The sequence below is a fragment of the Rhizobium tropici CIAT 899 genome (assembly GCF_000330885.1).
GTDB lineage: Bacteria > Pseudomonadota > Alphaproteobacteria > Rhizobiales > Rhizobiaceae > Rhizobium > Rhizobium tropici.
Genome location: NC_020059.1, coordinates 1,468,085 through 1,483,954, shown reverse-complemented (window position 1 = coordinate 1,483,954; position 15,870 = coordinate 1,468,085). Strand labels below are relative to the sequence as shown.

The 15,870-nt window shown below is 59.5% G+C and carries 18 protein-coding genes; 7 read left to right on the top strand and 11 right to left on the bottom strand.

The window, feature by feature from the left end; genetic code table 11:
* Positions 1 to 16 precede the first annotated feature (16 nt).
* Positions 17 to 1,174, bottom strand: coding sequence for a pyridoxal phosphate-dependent aminotransferase (locus RTCIAT899_RS07180; protein ID WP_041677857.1), 1,158 nt, complete (start codon positions 1,172 to 1,174; stop codon positions 17 to 19).
* 212 nt (positions 1,175 to 1,386) lie between these two features.
* Here RTCIAT899_RS07180 and RTCIAT899_RS07175 point away from each other — a divergent pair, with 212 nt between their 5' ends.
* From RTCIAT899_RS07175 to RTCIAT899_RS07150, 6 genes are all read left to right on the top strand, one after another.
* On the top strand, positions 1,387 to 2,154 hold the full coding sequence (locus RTCIAT899_RS07175; protein ID WP_015339572.1) for a DsbA family protein: 768 nt from the start codon (positions 1,387 to 1,389) through the stop codon (positions 2,152 to 2,154).
* Positions 2,155 to 2,276: 122 nt separating this feature from the next.
* Positions 2,277 to 2,714 (top strand): type II 3-dehydroquinate dehydratase, encoded by a 438-nt coding sequence (gene aroQ / locus RTCIAT899_RS07170; RefSeq protein WP_015339571.1) that lies wholly within the window; start codon positions 2,277 to 2,279, stop codon positions 2,712 to 2,714.
* A gap of 24 nt (positions 2,715 to 2,738) precedes the next feature.
* The gene (gene accB, locus RTCIAT899_RS07165; protein WP_015339570.1) at positions 2,739 to 3,209 is read left to right on the top strand and encodes an acetyl-CoA carboxylase biotin carboxyl carrier protein; all 471 of its coding nucleotides are present in this window, start codon (positions 2,739 to 2,741) and stop codon (positions 3,207 to 3,209) included.
* Positions 3,210 to 3,218: 9 nt separating this feature from the next.
* Entirely contained in the window at positions 3,219 to 4,571 is a 1,353-nt protein-coding gene (gene accC / locus RTCIAT899_RS07160; RefSeq protein ID WP_015339569.1) for an acetyl-CoA carboxylase biotin carboxylase subunit, read from the top strand.
* 3 nt (positions 4,572 to 4,574) lie between these two features.
* On the top strand, positions 4,575 to 5,204 hold the full coding sequence (aat, locus tag RTCIAT899_RS07155; RefSeq protein ID WP_015339568.1) for a leucyl/phenylalanyl-tRNA--protein transferase: 630 nt from the start codon (positions 4,575 to 4,577) through the stop codon (positions 5,202 to 5,204).
* A gap of 323 nt (positions 5,205 to 5,527) precedes the next feature.
* Complete coding sequence (locus RTCIAT899_RS07150) at positions 5,528 to 6,157, top strand: DUF1062 domain-containing protein (protein ID WP_015339567.1); 630 nt, start codon at positions 5,528 to 5,530, stop codon at positions 6,155 to 6,157.
* A gap of 72 nt (positions 6,158 to 6,229) precedes the next feature.
* Here RTCIAT899_RS07150 and RTCIAT899_RS07145 read toward each other — a convergent pair whose 3' ends face one another.
* The 6 genes from RTCIAT899_RS07145 to RTCIAT899_RS07120 all read right to left on the bottom strand — a co-directional run bounded on the left by RTCIAT899_RS07145 (position 6,230) and on the right by RTCIAT899_RS07120 (position 10,375).
* Positions 6,230 to 6,670 (bottom strand): DUF2155 domain-containing protein, encoded by a 441-nt coding sequence (locus RTCIAT899_RS07145; protein WP_015339566.1) that lies wholly within the window; start codon positions 6,668 to 6,670, stop codon positions 6,230 to 6,232.
* A gap of 102 nt (positions 6,671 to 6,772) precedes the next feature.
* Complete coding sequence (locus RTCIAT899_RS07140; RefSeq protein ID WP_015339565.1) at positions 6,773 to 7,171, bottom strand: NADH:ubiquinone oxidoreductase subunit NDUFA12; 399 nt, start codon at positions 7,169 to 7,171, stop codon at positions 6,773 to 6,775.
* A gap of 106 nt (positions 7,172 to 7,277) precedes the next feature.
* Positions 7,278 to 7,745: a GNAT family N-acetyltransferase gene (locus RTCIAT899_RS07135; protein ID WP_015339564.1), complete on the bottom strand. Its 468-nt coding sequence runs from the start codon at positions 7,743 to 7,745 to the stop codon at positions 7,278 to 7,280.
* A gap of 20 nt (positions 7,746 to 7,765) precedes the next feature.
* A complete protein-coding gene (locus tag RTCIAT899_RS07130; protein WP_015339563.1) occupies positions 7,766 to 8,269 on the bottom strand; it encodes a GNAT family N-acetyltransferase in 504 nt (167 codons plus the stop codon).
* A 3-nt stretch (positions 8,270 to 8,272) separates the two neighbouring features.
* Entirely contained in the window at positions 8,273 to 9,778 is a 1,506-nt protein-coding gene (gatB, locus tag RTCIAT899_RS07125) for an Asp-tRNA(Asn)/Glu-tRNA(Gln) amidotransferase subunit GatB (RefSeq protein WP_015339562.1), read from the bottom strand.
* Between the two features lie 87 nt (positions 9,779 to 9,865).
* Positions 9,866 to 10,375, bottom strand: a complete 510-nt coding sequence (locus RTCIAT899_RS07120) for a GNAT family N-acetyltransferase (RefSeq protein ID WP_015339561.1) — start codon at positions 10,373 to 10,375, stop codon at positions 9,866 to 9,868.
* Positions 10,376 to 10,673: 298 nt separating this feature from the next.
* On the opposite strand from RTCIAT899_RS07120, the gene RTCIAT899_RS07115 reads away from it, so the two are divergent.
* The gene (locus RTCIAT899_RS07115; protein WP_015339560.1) at positions 10,674 to 10,931 is read left to right on the top strand and encodes a YjhX family toxin; all 258 of its coding nucleotides are present in this window, start codon (positions 10,674 to 10,676) and stop codon (positions 10,929 to 10,931) included.
* Positions 10,932 to 11,009: 78 nt separating this feature from the next.
* Here RTCIAT899_RS07115 and RTCIAT899_RS07110 read toward each other — a convergent pair whose 3' ends face one another.
* The 4 genes from RTCIAT899_RS07110 to RTCIAT899_RS07095 form a co-directional block, all read right to left on the bottom strand.
* Complete coding sequence (locus RTCIAT899_RS07110) at positions 11,010 to 13,010, bottom strand: DUF4139 domain-containing protein (RefSeq protein WP_015339559.1); 2,001 nt, start codon at positions 13,008 to 13,010, stop codon at positions 11,010 to 11,012.
* Between the two features lie 215 nt (positions 13,011 to 13,225).
* Positions 13,226 to 14,707: an Asp-tRNA(Asn)/Glu-tRNA(Gln) amidotransferase subunit GatA gene (gene gatA / locus RTCIAT899_RS07105; protein ID WP_015339558.1), complete on the bottom strand. Its 1,482-nt coding sequence runs from the start codon at positions 14,705 to 14,707 to the stop codon at positions 13,226 to 13,228.
* A gap of 57 nt (positions 14,708 to 14,764) precedes the next feature.
* Positions 14,765 to 15,052, bottom strand: coding sequence for an Asp-tRNA(Asn)/Glu-tRNA(Gln) amidotransferase subunit GatC (gene gatC, locus RTCIAT899_RS07100; protein WP_015339557.1), 288 nt, complete (start codon positions 15,050 to 15,052; stop codon positions 14,765 to 14,767).
* Between the two features lie 87 nt (positions 15,053 to 15,139).
* A complete protein-coding gene (locus tag RTCIAT899_RS07095; protein ID WP_015339556.1) occupies positions 15,140 to 15,850 on the bottom strand; it encodes a metal-dependent hydrolase in 711 nt (236 codons plus the stop codon).
* Positions 15,851 to 15,870 lie beyond the last annotated feature (20 nt).

The following is a 15,870-nucleotide window of genomic DNA, read 5'->3' as shown; positions in this document are numbered from 1 at the left end:
CTATTGATTGCGGATTCTATTTCAGCCAGGCCGCCATGCGTTCGGTGGCTTCCTCGATCTCGGCATTCGAGCCGGCGTAGGAGAAACGCATCGCGCGATGTCCTTCCACGGGATCGAAATCGAGGCCGGGCGTGGCGGCGACATTGATTTCCGCCAGCATCTTTTGCGCGAAGACCATGCTGTCGTTCGTGAAGCGGCTGACATCGACATAGGCGTAGAAAGCGCCATCCATGGGCGAGGCAATGCGAAAGCCGATTTCCGGCAGCCGGCGCATGAGGAAATCGCGGTTGCGGCCGTAGCTCTCACGATAGACATCCAATTCGGCACCTGCGCCGAGCGCCGCCTCCGCGGCAATCTGCGACAGTTCCGGCGCGGAGATATAAAGGCTCTGGGCCACACGTTCGACGGGGCGAACCAGCTGCTCCGGCAAGACCATCCAGCCGATGCGCCAGCCGGTCATGCAATAATATTTCGAGAAGGAATTGATGACGATCGCCTCGTCCGTCAGTTCCAGCGCGCTCGTCTCCTCGCCGACGAAGGTCAGCCCGTGGTAGATTTCATCGGAGATGAAGGCGATGGAGCGATCGGCGCAATAATCCGCCAGCGCCTTCAAAGCCGCCCTGCCCGTCACCGTGCCTGTGGGATTGGCGGGGCTTGCCAACAGCACGCCCTTCAGTCGCTTGCCGCTTGCCGCTTGTGCTGTCTCCAGGCTCTCGGGCGTGAGCGTAAACTGCGTCTCCTCGGTGACCGGAACCTCGACGACATCGAGGCCGAGTGCGGCAAGGATGTTGCGATAGGCCGGATAGCCCGGCCGGGCGATGGCGACGCTGTCACCGGCGTCGAACAAGGTCAGAAAGGCAAGGTTGAAGCCAGCCGACGATCCGGTCGTGATCGCAATACGCTTCGGATCGATGCTGAGGCCGTGGTGTGCCTGGTAATGGGTGGAGAGTGCCTGCCGCAGAGCTAGAGTGCCGAGCGCATCAGTATAGCCGATGCGGCCATGGCCGAGAGCCGCACGCGCAGCCTCCAACGCCGCCTGGGGTGCGGGATGAGACGGCTGTCCGACAGCCATGGAAATGACCGCGTATCCGGCTTGGCGTCTCCGCGTCGCTTCCGCCAGTACGTCCATGGCATGGAAGGGTTCGACATCGCTGCGCTTGGATAGGGAAAACAAGGTCAATTCTCTCTCGGATCGGATAGGCAAGCGACATTTGCCGCAATATCGGCTCGTTCACAATCCTGCGATTGCTGCTTTGTCGTGAAAATTCCTGTTTCTGGAAATAAGGACGCACCGTAAATTGTCGATGCTTATTTGCGGATGTTAACCCGACGATGCTATGGCGCATCCGAGAATGACGTCTCCGATCAGATCCAAACGAGGACCCAATGACCTTTTCTCTCAAAAGCCTGCTGACGGTTTCGGCGATTGCCCTGACAGCGTCCTTCGCCACAATCCAGCCGGCCGCGGCGCTGGACGACCAGCAGAAGAAGGAAATCGGGGATTTCATCAAGGAGTATCTCGTCGAGCATCCGGAGGTGCTGCTGGATGCGCAGGCCGCGCTCGAAAAGAAGCAGGACGAAGCCCGGATCGCAGAGTCGTCTCAGATGATCACACAGAACAAGGACGCGATCTTCAATTCCAAGGATGATGTCGCCATCGGCAATCCGAAGGGCGATATCACCGTTGTCGAGTTCTTCGACTATAATTGCACCTATTGCCGGCATGCGCTTGGCGACATGGACAAACTCCTGCAGCAGGACAAGAATGTTCGCTTCGTGTTGAAGGAGTTCCCGATCCTTGGCCAGGATTCGGTAGCAGCTTCCCGGGTGTCTAGCGCGTTCCGCCTGCTCGCGCCGGAAAAATATGCCGAATTCCATCATAAGCTGCTGGGCAGCGACGGCCGCGCCTCCGAGGACACCGCCATCGATGTCGCCACCTCGCTCGGTGTCAGCGAGGCGGCCATCCGCGCCGAAATGGCAAAAGCGCCGAATACCGCCATGATCAAGGCCACCTACCAGCTTGCTACCGATCTCGGCGTCAACGGCACACCCGCCTACGTCATCGGCAACGAGATGATTTCCGGCGCGGTTGGCCTCGATGCCATCAAGGAGAAGATCGCCAACGTTCGCAGTTGCGGCAAGACGAGCTGCTGAGCGGCGCAAAAATGCCAAAATCGCGGCGTTTCCACATCTAGAGGCACGCAACCTTCGCACCGGGGCTTTCCTATAGGGCCTCGGGAGTCTATAGGTTGCGCTGCACTTTGACGGAACCACTGATGGCGCAAACTATTTTCGTCCTTAACGGACCCAATTTAAATGCTCTCGGCAAGCGCGAGCCGGGCATCTATGGCGGCAAGACGCTCAAGGATATCGAAGCCGACTGCAAGTCCGTCGGTGAAAGCCTGGGCTTCGTTGTCGACTTCCGTCAGAGCAATCACGAAGGCGTGCTGGTGGATTGGATCCATGAAGCCGGCGATAAGGCCGTCGGTGTCGCGATCAATCCCGGCGCCTACGGTCACACATCGATCGCTTTACACGATGCGATCCGCGCCATCTCCATTCCCGTCGTGGAGGTGCATATCTCCAATATCCACGCACGCGAAGAATTCCGGCACAAATCGATGATCGCGCCCGCTGCAAAGGGCATGATCTGCGGTTTCGGACCTCATAGCTACATCCTGGCGCTGCAAGCGCTGAAATCCATCACCCAATAACAAAAATACAGGGCAAGAAATCCAATGGCTGAAAAGAAATCGGGTATCGACCAGGCGCTGATTCGCGATCTCGCCAATATTCTCAACGACACGGATCTGACCGAGATCGAAGTCGAACAGGAAGATTTGCGCATCCGCGTATCGCGCGCCGGCGCGACGCAATATGTTCAGGCGCCAATTGCCGCCCCGGTTGCCTATGCCGCTCCCGCCGCTGCAGCAGCACCGGCCGCCGCCGCTCCGGCAACCAACGCCCGCAATCCCGACAACGTCGTCAGCGCGCCCATGGTCGGCACTGCCTACCTGGCGCCGGCACCGGGCTCTGCTGCCTTCATCCAGGTCGGCGCGACCGTCAAGGAAGGGCAGACGCTGCTCATCATCGAAGCCATGAAGACGATGAACCAGATTCCCGCGCCGAAGTCCGGAACGGTGACTGAAATTCTCGTTCAGGACGGTCGTCCGGTCGAGTACGGCGAAGCCCTGGTCGTCATCGAGTAAGGTCGGCCCATGCCCATTATTTCGAAGATTCTCATAGCCAATCGCGGAGAGATCGCTCTGCGCGTGCTGCGCGCCTGCAAGGAGCTTGGCATTGCGACCGTTGCGGTGCATTCGACCGCTGACGGCGACGCGATGCATGTGCGCCTGGCGGATGAAAGCGTTTGCATCGGCCCGCCGCCGTCGCGCGACAGCTATCTCAACATCCACCAGATTGTTGCCGCCTGTGAAATCACCGGCGCGGACGCCGTGCATCCCGGCTATGGCTTCCTTTCGGAAAATGCCAAGTTCGCCGATATTCTCGATGCACACGGCATCACCTTCATCGGTCCGACGGCGGAGCATATCCGCATCATGGGCGACAAGATCACCGCCAAGACCACGGCGCAGCAGCTCGGCATTCCGGTTGTCCCCGGTTCCGACGGCGAAGTGAAGACCGAGGCGGATGCGCTGAAGACGGCGCGCGAAATCGGCTATCCGGTTCTCATCAAGGCAACCGCCGGCGGCGGCGGCCGCGGCATGAAGGTTGCCCGCACGGAAGAGGACTTGATCGAGGCTTGGTCGACGGCCCGCACTGAGGCCGCAGCCGCCTTCGGCAACGAATCCGTCTATATGGAAAAGTACCTCGGCAAGCCGCGCCACATCGAAATCCAGGTTTTCGGTGATGGCGAAGGCAACGCGATCCATCTCGGTGAACGCGATTGCTCACTGCAGCGCCGCCACCAGAAGGTCTGGGAAGAAGCCAACTCCCCGGCGCTCAACGTCGAACAGCGCATGAAGATCGGCCAGATCTGCGCCGACGCGATGAAGAAGCTGAAATATCGCGGCGCCGGCACCATCGAGTTCCTTTATGAGAACGGCGAGTTCTATTTCATCGAAATGAACACACGCCTGCAGGTGGAACATCCGGTCACGGAAGCGATCACAGGCATCGACCTCGTGCACGAGCAGATCCGCGTCGCTTCCGGCGGCGGTCTTTCGGTCACGCAGGATGAGGTGCATTTCCAAGGCCATGCCATCGAATGCCGCATCAATGCCGAGGACGCGCGTACCTTCGTCCCCTCGCCCGGCACGATCACGCATTTCCATGCGCCTGGCGGCCTCGGCGTCCGTATCGATTCCGGCGCCTATCAGGGCTACAGGATCCCTCCCTACTACGACAGCCTCATCGGCAAGCTGATCGTGCACGGGCGCACCCGCGTCGAATGCATGATGCGCCTGCGCCGCGCGCTGGACGAATTCGTGGTGGATGGCATCAAGACTACCCTGCCGCTCTTCCAGGATCTGGTTTCCAACCAGGATATCGCCAACGGCGATTACGATATCCACTGGCTGGAAAACTACCTGGCAAACACATCGGCCTAGCCAATGCCCGGAGCGCGCGGCAGACATCCCGGCATTACCCCGGAGATCCTGTTGCGCGCCTATTCCATCGGGCTTTTCCCGATGGCCGAATCGGCTGATGACCCGGAAATCTTCTGGGTCGAGCCGGAACTGCGGGGCATCATCCCTCTCGATACGTTTCACGTCTCCAAGAGCCTCGCCAAGAAAATCCGTCAACACCCCTTCGACATCCGTTTCGATAGCGATTTTGAGGCGGTCATCGCCGCCTGCGGCGAACAGACGAGCGATCGCCCCAGCACCTGGATCAACGAGACGATCCGCTCGCTCTACGCCACCCTGCACCACATCGGCCATGCCCATTCCGTCGAAGCGTGGGAAGGCGATCGGCTGGTCGGCGGCCTCTATGGCGTCTCACTGGGGTCCGCCTTCTTTGGCGAAAGCATGTTTTCTCGCCGCACGGATGCTTCCAAGATCTGTCTTGTCTATCTGGTGGAGCGCCTGCGCGAACGCGGCTTCACCCTGCTCGACACGCAATTCACCACCGAGCATTTGAAGACATTCGGCGCCATCGACGTGCCGAAGGATGCCTATGCGAAGATGCTGGAGGAGGCGATGGAATCGCCCAATCTCAGCTTCTCCGACGATCAGCCCTGAGCGTTTTGGGATCACTTCAAATTCCGGTTGTGGTCTGCTATCCCTGCTCGAGAAGAGCTTTGGTGCATAGAGGTTCCATTTTGCCGTCGTAAATACCGGTCTCATCGAAATCACCCCGTGCCTCAGGGCGGCAAGATGCCGTCCGATGCATGTTCATGTCCATCGGGTGATGGCCTGAGACCGGTTTGGCATTGTCAAAACGCGCCTAGTACAGCCGCCGCTGTCTCAGCTCTTCAGCCGTCCCGCAATATCGCCATACCGTGCCCCGACGGGCTTGTCTCACCGCCAGCCTGGTGGACTTCCATACGGAAGACCAAGACGGTATGTGCAATATTCTTCAGGTCCGTTGGACCCTTACGCCTAAAACATCGCCTCAGCCATGGATCGCCTGCAGCGGCTGCGGATGCCAGAAACCCTTCAGATCGAGCGGCAAGGTAAGGCTCAACGCCAATGGCAAGCGGCTCGATGCCTGGCTCGTCTATAAGTGCATCGATTGCGACAAGACATGGAACCGAACGCTCTTCGAGCGCCGGACCGTTCAAGATCTTGGCTCATCCGCGCTCGAGGCGCTGCAGCGCAGCGATCCGGATTGGGTGCGAGCGCAGGAGTTCGATCTTGATGGACTGAAGCGGAAAGCAAAACGTATTGACGAGCCGCCCGACGTTATCATCCGGAAGGAGACGATACGTGCGGCAAGCAACTGGGCTGTTTTGGAGATCGAGATATCAGCCGAATTCCCGATGAACCTGCGACTTGATCGGCTGCTCGCATCGGAGCTGGCGATCTCGCGCTCGCGGCTTCAGGCCCTCCGTGACGGAGGCAAGTTGAGAGCCGATCCCGACCGCAACGACTTGTTTCGTCATAAGGTCAAACACGGCGTGAGGATCATTCTCGACTTGTCGGAGATTGCCGATCGTCAGGCGATAGGTGAAGCCGCCGCCAGTACCGAATAAAGCTAAATCAATGCCCGCAGGAGCAAGGCTTCTGCGGGCACATAGTCCTGCTGCGAATGTCCCAAAGACCGATTACTTCGCGCCAGCGGTATCCGGCGCCGGAACGTCGGACTTTTGCTTGCACTCTTTCAGCCAGACGTCATAGATCGGATGCTCGACGGCGTTGAGGCCAGGGCTGTCGGCAAACATCCAGCCGGTGAAGATACGGCGGATACGGCGGTCGAGGGTGATCTCGTCCACCTCAACAAAGCCGTCTACTTTCTGTTGCTCGGTATCGTCTCGCGAATAGCAGGCGCGTGGCGTCACCTGCAGCGCGCCGAACTGCACGGTTTCGTTGACATAGACATCGAAAGTGGTGATGCGTCCGGTGATTTTATCGAGGCCGGAGAAAACGGCGACCGGATTTGCGATGCGGGCGGCCTCGGCGGTGGAAGCTGCCAAGATGCCGACAACGAGAGCAACGCCGGCTACGGCCAGTGCACGCAAAGAAGCGCTCCGCGTGAAAACCATCATATCCGCCACTCTCCGCTTGGTCTCGGTCAAGGCGCCGAGCAAAAGCCGGCATATGTCGCGCCTAAAGCCCAATTGTGGCCAAAGGACGAGCCGGCTTCTCGCTTAGTTGCCCGGGGTCCAGGCGTCGTAATCGCCAGTCACGCGTGGACGCTCGCCGGCAACGGCGAGAGAGCCCGGCGGGCGGTAAGCCTGCGGCGAGCCGGTTGGATTGGCACGATGTTCCTTCTGCCATTCCTTGGTGACATAGTTTTCCTTGGTCGGCGGAACGTCGGTGCGATGATGCATCCAGCCGTGCCAGCCCGGAGGAATGGCGGAGGCTTCGGCATAGCCCTTATAGATTACCCAGCGCTTCGGAAGGCCGTAGGAAGACATGCCGCCTTCGTAATAGACATTACCGAATTCATCCTCGCCGACACGCTTGCCAAAACGCCAGGTCGCGAAGCGCGTGCCCATGGTCTGACCGTTCCACCAAGTAAATGTCTGTACGATGAAATTCCACATGTCTTTTCCTCGATACCCGCTAAGCGGCGAGCGATACCAGAATTCGATAGTTTGCTTATGCCGCCCCTAGGCCTGCTTGTCCAGTGATTCCAGCGGGCAAAAGGCTTCATTTCAATAGCATCTTGAAGCCTAGATGCGTCGGCTTGAAACCCAGTCTCTCATAGAAGCGGTGCGCGTCCTTGCGGGCATTATTCGATGTCAACTGAATCATCCGCATCCCGCGGCTTTTTGCCTCGTCGATGCAGAAATTGATCATGACGGCGCCGATCCCCTGCCCGCGCATATCGGCGCGCGTCTGGACTGCTTCGATGATCATGGCGGAACTACCTCGCCCGGTCAGCGTCGTCGTGATCATCGTCTGGAACGTCCCGACAACTTGGCCGTCGCGTTCGGCGACATAGAGCGTCTGCTCAGGCGACGCCGCGATGGTGCAAAACGCTCGGAGGTAATCGTCATAGGCGGAGGCGTCGGTCGTATCGCCATGGCCACCGACGGCGTCGGCGGCAAAGAGCCCGATCAAGGCACGAAGGTCGGATTCTTTCGCTTCGCGGATCACCAGGCGGACGTCTTCCATGAGCGGTCTCGTCTATTCTTTCAGTGGGCCGTCAGCGGCTTCTCGAATATCAGCGCCGGAATGCCCGACTGCCCGTCGCCGCAGTTTTCCGTGCGGCCGACCTCGACAAAGCCATGGGCTTGGTAAAAGGCGATCGCAGGCTCGTTCTGCGGATCGACTTCGAGACGCATGATTTCAGCGTCCGGGAAGCAGGTCTCCAGTTCGGCGAAGATATCACGGCCGATGCCCTGCCGTTGATGGCGGGGGCTGATATAGAGCATGTAGAGCATGACGGTTTTCGTCATCTCCTTGGACATGGCGGCATAGCCCATGCCGCCGATCGTCTTGCCGTCGTCGGCCACCAGGAATTCCGAATTCTTGTTCGCCAGCCGCGCCTTCAGCGAGGCCGGCGAGTGCCAGGAGGCATGCAGCTCGTTGACCTTTTCCGGCCCGAAGATCCGATCATAGGTCGCATGCCAGGTTTCGCCGAGCAGAGTACGGACCTTTTCGAGATCCTGCTCGCTGGCGGTGCGGACGAAGAACACCGATTATTCCTCTTCGATGCCGAGCTTGGCCTTGACCAGCGCCTGCACCGCCTGCGGATTGGCCTTGCCGCCCGTCGACTTCATCACCTGGCCGACGAACCAGCCGGCGAGCGTCGGCTTGGCCTTGACCTTGGCAACCTGATCCGGATTGGCGGCGATGATCTCGTCCACGGCCTTTTCGATCGCGCCGGTGTCGGTGACCTGCTTCATGCCGCGGGCCTCGACGATCTCAGCGGGATCGCCACCCTCGTTGAGCACGATTTCGAACAGATCCTTGGCGATCTTGCCGGAGATGGTTTCGGCCTTGATGAGATCGATGATCGCGCCGAGCTGGGCGGGCGAAACCGGAGTCTCTTCAATGTCTTTGCCGGTTTTGTTCAGAGCGCCCAAGAGGTCGTTGATGACCCAGTTGGCCGCCATCTTGCCATCGCGACCGGCAGCAACCGCTTCGAAATAATCGGCGATCGCCTTTTCCGAGACGAGCACGGAAGCGTCGTAGATCGAGAGGCCGAGTTCGCGGACGAAACGTTCCTTCTTATCGTCGGGCAGCTCGGGCAGATGCTCGGCAAGCTCGGCAACGAAAGCGTCGTCGAATTCGAGCGGCAACAGATCCGGATCGGGGAAATAGCGATAGTCGTGCGCATCTTCCTTGGTGCGCAAGGACCGCGTCTCGCCCTTGTTCGGATCGAACAGGCGAGTTTCCTGGTCGATCTTGCCGCCGTCTTCCAGAATGCCGATCTGGCGACGCGCTTCATATTCGATCGCCTGACCGATGAAGCGGATGGAGTTGACGTTCTTGATTTCGCAGCGCGTGCCGAACTCGCCGCCCGGGCGACGGACCGAGACGTTGACGTCGGCGCGCATCGAGCCTTCGTCCATGTTGCCGTCACAGGTGCCGAGGTAGCGGACGATCGAGCGCAGCTTCGTCATATAGGCCTTCGCCTCGTCCGACGAGCGGATATCCGGCTTGGAGACGATTTCCATGAGTGCTACGCCGGAGCGGTTGAGATCGACATAGGACATCGTCGCATGCTGGTCGTGCATCGACTTGCCGGCATCCTGTTCCAGATGCAGGCGCTCGATGCCGATCTCGATATCCTCGAACTGGCCCTGGCGATCGGGGCCGAGCGAGATGACGATCCTGCCCTCGCCGATGATCGGATCCTTGAACTGTGAGATCTGATAGCCCTGCGGCAGATCGGGATAGAAGTAGTTCTTCCGGTCGAAGATCGAGCGATTGTTGATCTGCGCCTTGAGGCCAAGGCCCGTGCGCACGGCCTGCTTCACGCATTCCTCGTTGATGACGGGCAACATGCCTGGCATGGCGGCATCGACCAGCGACACGTTGGAATTCTGGGGCTTGCCAAACTCCGTCGAGGCGCCGGAGAAGAGCTTGGACTTGCTCAGCACCTGGGCGTGGACTTCCATCCCGATAACGACTTCCCAATCACCAGTGGCACCGGGAATGAAGCGTTTCGGATCAGGCGTACGGACGTCGACAATGGTCATGGGAAGCTCTTGTATAATGCTGTTTTCTGCTTTGGTGAGGTAGAGCAATTGGCGAGGCGGCGCAAGGCTTTCGGCATCGACCGCTTGCTATATGCCCGGGCCATAGGCGCCGTCGCTGTCATCGACCAGCGATTTCGAAAGCCCGACCGTCGGCACGTCGCTGTCGAGCTTGGGGGAATAGACGATCGACAGCCAGCGGATTTCATAGCCGCGCGCCCTGAAGAAGGCTATGGCATCGGTGTTGCCCGCATGGCTCTGCAACGAAACCTTCTCCAGTCCCTGCCCGCGCACATCCGCTTCGATCCGCGCCAAAAGCGCCGTACCGAGGCCGCGTCTGACGAAATCAGGATCGATCCAGAAATCGGAAATCGCCTCGTCCAGAGCCTCGCGCGCCGCCCATCCCACAGCCTCGCCGTTGAGCTCTATGACTGATATCGTCAGCCAGAGATTGCGGGTGAAATTTTCAAAGGCTTCGCTGGCACTCTCCAGCAGCTCGCCCGTGCCGCCGATCGCGCTCATCGCCTTCTGCCAGGAGCGCAGGCCGATGCTCGCCAATACCGCAGTTTCACCTTCATGGGCATTGCGAATGTGGATCATCGAGCCCCCGCTATTTGGAGATAGTAAAGCACCCATAGAAAGCATTTGCCAGCGGCGAGATTGGCAAACAGCTATGAAGCAAAACGCATCGAACGGGTTGAACTTGACGACGTGGCGCAACCTGCTTTAGAGAGAAACATCAACGGAGTTTTGATGTCTAACTTTTGTCAGTCCCGGTAGAGGCCCCGCTCGCAAGTCTTCTTGCGTGCCGGGCCTGAAAAACGAAGCCCCGACTTCCCCAAGGGAAGGCTCGGATCGTTTTTGTGCGCCCTTTGGCGCCATACGGATTCTGACAACAATGGACATTTCCCGCGCGGAACAGCGCATTCTCCACCTGCTCGCCCAGGGCGGGCGCATCGAAATCGAACGCAGCGACAACAAGAAGATCGAGACAGTCTACTGCTTTACGCGAGATGGCTGGGTCTACCCCGATTTCGACCTCGACCTCTTCCGACGGCTGAAGCGCCTCAAGGCGATAAAATCCACCGACGGCCATCCCTATCGCATCAGCGAAAAGGGATTGCGGCTGGTGAGGGCGCAGTTGAACAATCGATAAGCCGGACACGAGAGCCGCCGAATGAGGCGGCTCTCGTCGGGCGATACTATTCTATTCGGAAAAGAAAGCGCTGGGCGATCAGAAGGTGCGGATGATCTCCGCCACGTCATCACCGCGGCGATCGCTTTCTGCCTGCACCGCATCGCGCCTTTCGTTCATGGCCGCGATTTGATCCTCGCTATTTGCCAGAGCCTTCAAATAGCGTTTCTTCAGATCGCTATTGTCAGGTACGGCACCGAGATTCTGTCTTATCCGTTCTTGTTCGCTGGTGGTCTTCTCGATTTCGCTGTCGAGGCGCTCCAGATCGTTCTGGACGGCAACCTGCCTTTTGCGCGCATCTGCGAGGCTTGTGAGCTTATCCGTAAGTGCCTTGTCATGTGCCGAAGCCGACCATCCCAGCAGCATGTCCGGTTCGGCATCGACCAAAGCATAACTGCTACTCTGAAGCTGCTCGTCGACTGCGGTCAACACTTTCTCCGTGCCTGCCGGCACGACAGCCTTGAGGCGCTGATGCGTTGCCGTCTTGCCGAAGCTTTCAGCCGAGGAGAACGACCAGCCGTCTCTCATCGGATGCTCGATGATGACGGTCCGCTCGCCATCCAGCGCGCCCGAAACCGTGTATGTCGTCGTCTGGCGATATTTGACGGTGGCATTCATCATGCCATCGGAGACCTTCAGAGAGGCGATCTCCTCGGTTGGCGTCTGCTGCTCGCTGATCGAGACTTTACGATCGGTTGCGAAGCTGGCCAGGCGCGTGTCCTCCTTGGGTAGCGCGGACAATTGGGAATCGCCGATATAGCCTGTTTTGCTGTCATAGAGCGTCAGAATTCCTGCCGGCACGCTGACGCCGGTGCTGTTCTTGAGCATCACGGCGGCGATGGGATTGCGATAGGCACTGCCGGCTCGATACATGTCCACCATGTCGGCTTCCACATCCGCATCCATAATCGGCACCGATAGCGTATCGCCATTGGCCAGATCGTAGGTCCCCGGAAGCTCGAAAGTGGCGGAGATGTCGCTTTCGGTCACAGTGGTCGGGTTTCCGGCGGCAACCTGCATTGGTTCTGCCAGCCGCGCCAGTTCGTCGGCTTCATAGGCCGGCTCACCTGCAATTCTTTTGGCCGCGGGCCGCATTGCTCCGGCGGGTGCAGGCGCTGCGGTGCTCGATGCCAGACGTTGCCGGTTGGACAGGTCTCCGCTATCGGCATCAGGAACCATATTCGAAGCCGTGTTAACCGGCACCTCCTGCCGCTCACGCCAATAGAGCTGGTGTAGACCCTGCTTCAGCGTTACCGGTTCGGCCGAGGTCAGCGTCACTTTGACACCTTTCCAGTCTTCGCCGCTGGCATTCTCCAGCACCGTCCATGCCTGCAGACGCGCCCTATTCTTTTCGTCGATCACGACCTTGTAAGCCGTTTTCCAGATCGGAGACGGCACGACATAGGTCAGGCCGACAGCGCTGCCGTCCTTCACACCGTTCACTTTGATATCGATGGTGCGTGTGCGATCGTTCTTGCCGTGGGCGATGGCTGCCGCAGCTTTGGCGATCTTCGCTCTCAGTTCGGCATCCTCAAGCCGGACGGATGCATCCTCGCCCAGTGCCAGCGTCTCCACTGCGCCATCCCTATCGATAACGGTGAGCAGGTAAGCCGCTGCTTTATCGCCGGCCTTTCTCGTCTCGATGCCGAGAATATTTCCCTCGACGGTCTTTCCCCCGCTGGTGACCGACACCCTGGCACCCTGCAGGGATGTCAGAAGCGACGGCACGGACGAAAGCGCTTCGGGCGTGAACGGCAGGCCCTTGAAGGTTTCCTGCAACGGCTGTGGGCCGGCTAGCGACATGCCGGCCACCGAGCCCGCCGACCCATTCACCACAAGGCTCTTCAGGATATCATCGACCTGATCAAGGGGAACCTCGATCCGGATCACGCCGTCACTGTTGATATCGGCCGATCTGGAAACCTGGGCCAGACCGCCCGAGGACAAGGTGATGGATCGGATGGCCCCGTTGTCGGCCGCCAGCACAATCGCTGGAAAGGCCGCGCTGAGGAGCAGGATCGCCGTGACTTGCTTGAGCATGAAGAGACCTTCCGATTCGGTTGCAGAGGACGAGGCCAAGCGGCCGGCTGCAATTTATGATCGTATTTCGGTCCAAAATGTGATGGCGACTGGGCGGAATATTGGCATATGAAAAAAGCCGTCCGGATTTCCGGACGGCCCTTCTTATAAGTGGCCTCAGACGTCGCGAAGCTTGACCAGATCTTTCATCAAGCCGCTCGTGCCGTCGTGGGTGTTTACCACCACTTCGCCGGCGTGAACTTGCCGGCGGCCTGTTCGATGACGTGGGCGGTCTTGAAGAGGGTTTCTTCTTCGAACGGTTTGCCTATGAGCTGCAGACCGAGCGGCAGGCCCTTCGAGTCGAGGCCGGCGGGGACTGCGATGCCCGGCAGGCCAGCCATATTGACCGTCACCGTGAAGATGTCGTTCAGGTACATCTTCACCGGATCGGAAGCGAGATCTTCATCGGCGATGCCGAAGGCGGAGGACGGCGTGGCGGGTGTCAAGATCGCGTCGACGCCGGCGTTGAAGGCCAGCTCGAAGTCGCGCTTGATCAGCGTGCGGACCTTCTGGGCGCGCAGGTAGTAGGCGTCGTAATAGCCGGCCGACAGAACATAGGTGCCGATCATGATGCGGCGCTTCACTTCCTGGCCGAAGCCGGCAGCGCGCGTCTTTTCGTACATGTCGACGATGTCCTTGCCATCGACGCGCAGGCCGTAGCGAACGCCGTCGTAGCGGGCAAGGTTCGAGGACGCTTCGGCGGGAGCGACGATGTAATAGGCCGGCAGCGCATATTTCGTGTGCGGCAGGGAGATGTTGACGATCTCGGCCCCGGCATCCTTCAGCCAGGCGATGCCCTGCTGCCAGAGCGTCTCGATCTCTTCCGGCATGCCATCGACGCGGTATTCGTTGGGGATGCCGATCTTCATGCCTTTCAGAGACTGGCCGAGCGAGGCTTCATAATCCGGCACGGCCAAGTCGACCGAGGTCGTGTCCTTGGCGTCGACGCTTGCCATCGACTTCAGCAGGATGGCTGCGTCGCGCACGTCGCGGGCGATCGGGCCGGCCTGGTCGAGCGACGAGGCAAAGGCGACGATGCCCCAGCGCGAGCAGCGGCCATAGGTCGGCTTGATGCCGACGGTACCGGTGAAGGCGGCCGGCTGGCGGATGGAGCCGCCAGTGTCGGTCGCGGTCGCGCCGGCGCAGAGATGTGCCGCAACGGCAGCGGCCGAACCGCCTGACGAGCCGCCCGGAACGAGCTGCTGGTTCGAACCCTTGGCACGCCATGGGTTGATGACCGGGCCGTAATAGGAGCTCTCGTTGGAGGAGCCCATGGCGAACTCATCCATGTTGAGCTTGCCCAGCATGACGGCGCCGTCGTTCCAGAGGTTCTGCGTGACTGTGGATTCATAGCGCGGCTTGAAGCCGTCAAGAATGTGGCTGCAGGCCTGGGTGTGAATGCCTTCGGTGCCGAACAGGTCCTTGATGCCAAGCGGAATGCCTTCGAGCGCGCCGGCCTTGCCGGCAGCGAGGCGTGCATCCGAGGCCTTGGCCATCTCGCGCGCCTTGTCGGGCGTAACAGCGATATAGGCATTGATCTGACCATTAGCCGCATCGATCGCCGAGATATAGGCCTCGGTCAGTTCAGTGGCAGTAATCTGCTTGGCGCGCAGCTTGTCGCGGGCTTCGGCAATGGTCAGGCTGGTCAGTTCGCTCATTTTGTTTCGCTTCAGATCTGGAATTGGGCAACGGGTCGGAAAGGCTCGAAGGAACCGTTATTCGACGACTTTGGGCACCAGGAAGAAATTCTGATCGGTATTCGGCGCATTGGCTACGATGTCGGCGGCCTTGTTGCCGTCCGTTACTTCGTCGGTGCGCTTCTTCATCGCCATCGGGGTTACCGAGGTCATGGCTTCGACGCCATCGACATTCACTTCGGAAAGCTGCTCGACGAAGCCCAGAATGCCGTTAAGCTCGCCCATCATCCGCTGCGCTTCGTCTTCATTGACGGCGATGCGGGCGAGATGGGCGACGCGTTTGACAGTAGCGAGATCGACGGACATGGCATTCTCCGAATAGCAAGATTATCCACCAAAAGTGGATTTGCTTCACGCTATAAAGGCCATGCCCGCCATACGCAACGGGTATCGTCAGGCAGAAACGCTCTCACCCGCCTTCGGCGCCGCAACCGCGGTCTTCGAACCTTCCATGCCAGCGATGAACTTTTCCGGCGTCTGGTCGATGATCGGGAAAGTGCCGTAGTGGCAGGGAATCGCGGTCTTGAAGTTGAAGAAGCGCTGGCAGGCGAGTGCCGCCACCGCACCGCCCATGGTGAAGCGGTCGCCGATCGGCACGATACCGATATCGGGCTGATGCAGCTCGTTGATGAGAGCCATATCCGAGAAGATGTCGGTATCGCCCATATGGAACAGTGTCGGCTCGTCGTCGAAATGCAGCATCAGGCCGTTCGGATTGCCGAGCGCGTGGGAAACGCCGTCCTCGGTGATCTGGGCGGAAGAATGCAGTGCATTGGTGAAGGTGACCGAGAAGCCGCCGAGCCCGACTGTGCCGCCGGTATTGCCCATTTCGAGCTTTTCGACACCCTTGGTATTAAGCCAGGAAGCGAGATCGGCATTGGCGAGCACGACCGCGCCGGTGTCCTTGGCGATCTGCACCGTGTCGCCGACATGATCGGCATGGCCGTGCGTCAGCAGGATGTGGGTCACGCCTTCGGCAACGTCCTTGATGCCGAGCCCGGCAGCGGCAAAGGAAGAATTGTAAGACAGAAATGGATCGATCAGTATTTTTGCCTTGGCCGTTTCGATACGAAAAGCGGCATGGCCGAGCCAGGTGATCTTCATTGGATTTCTCCTTATGACTT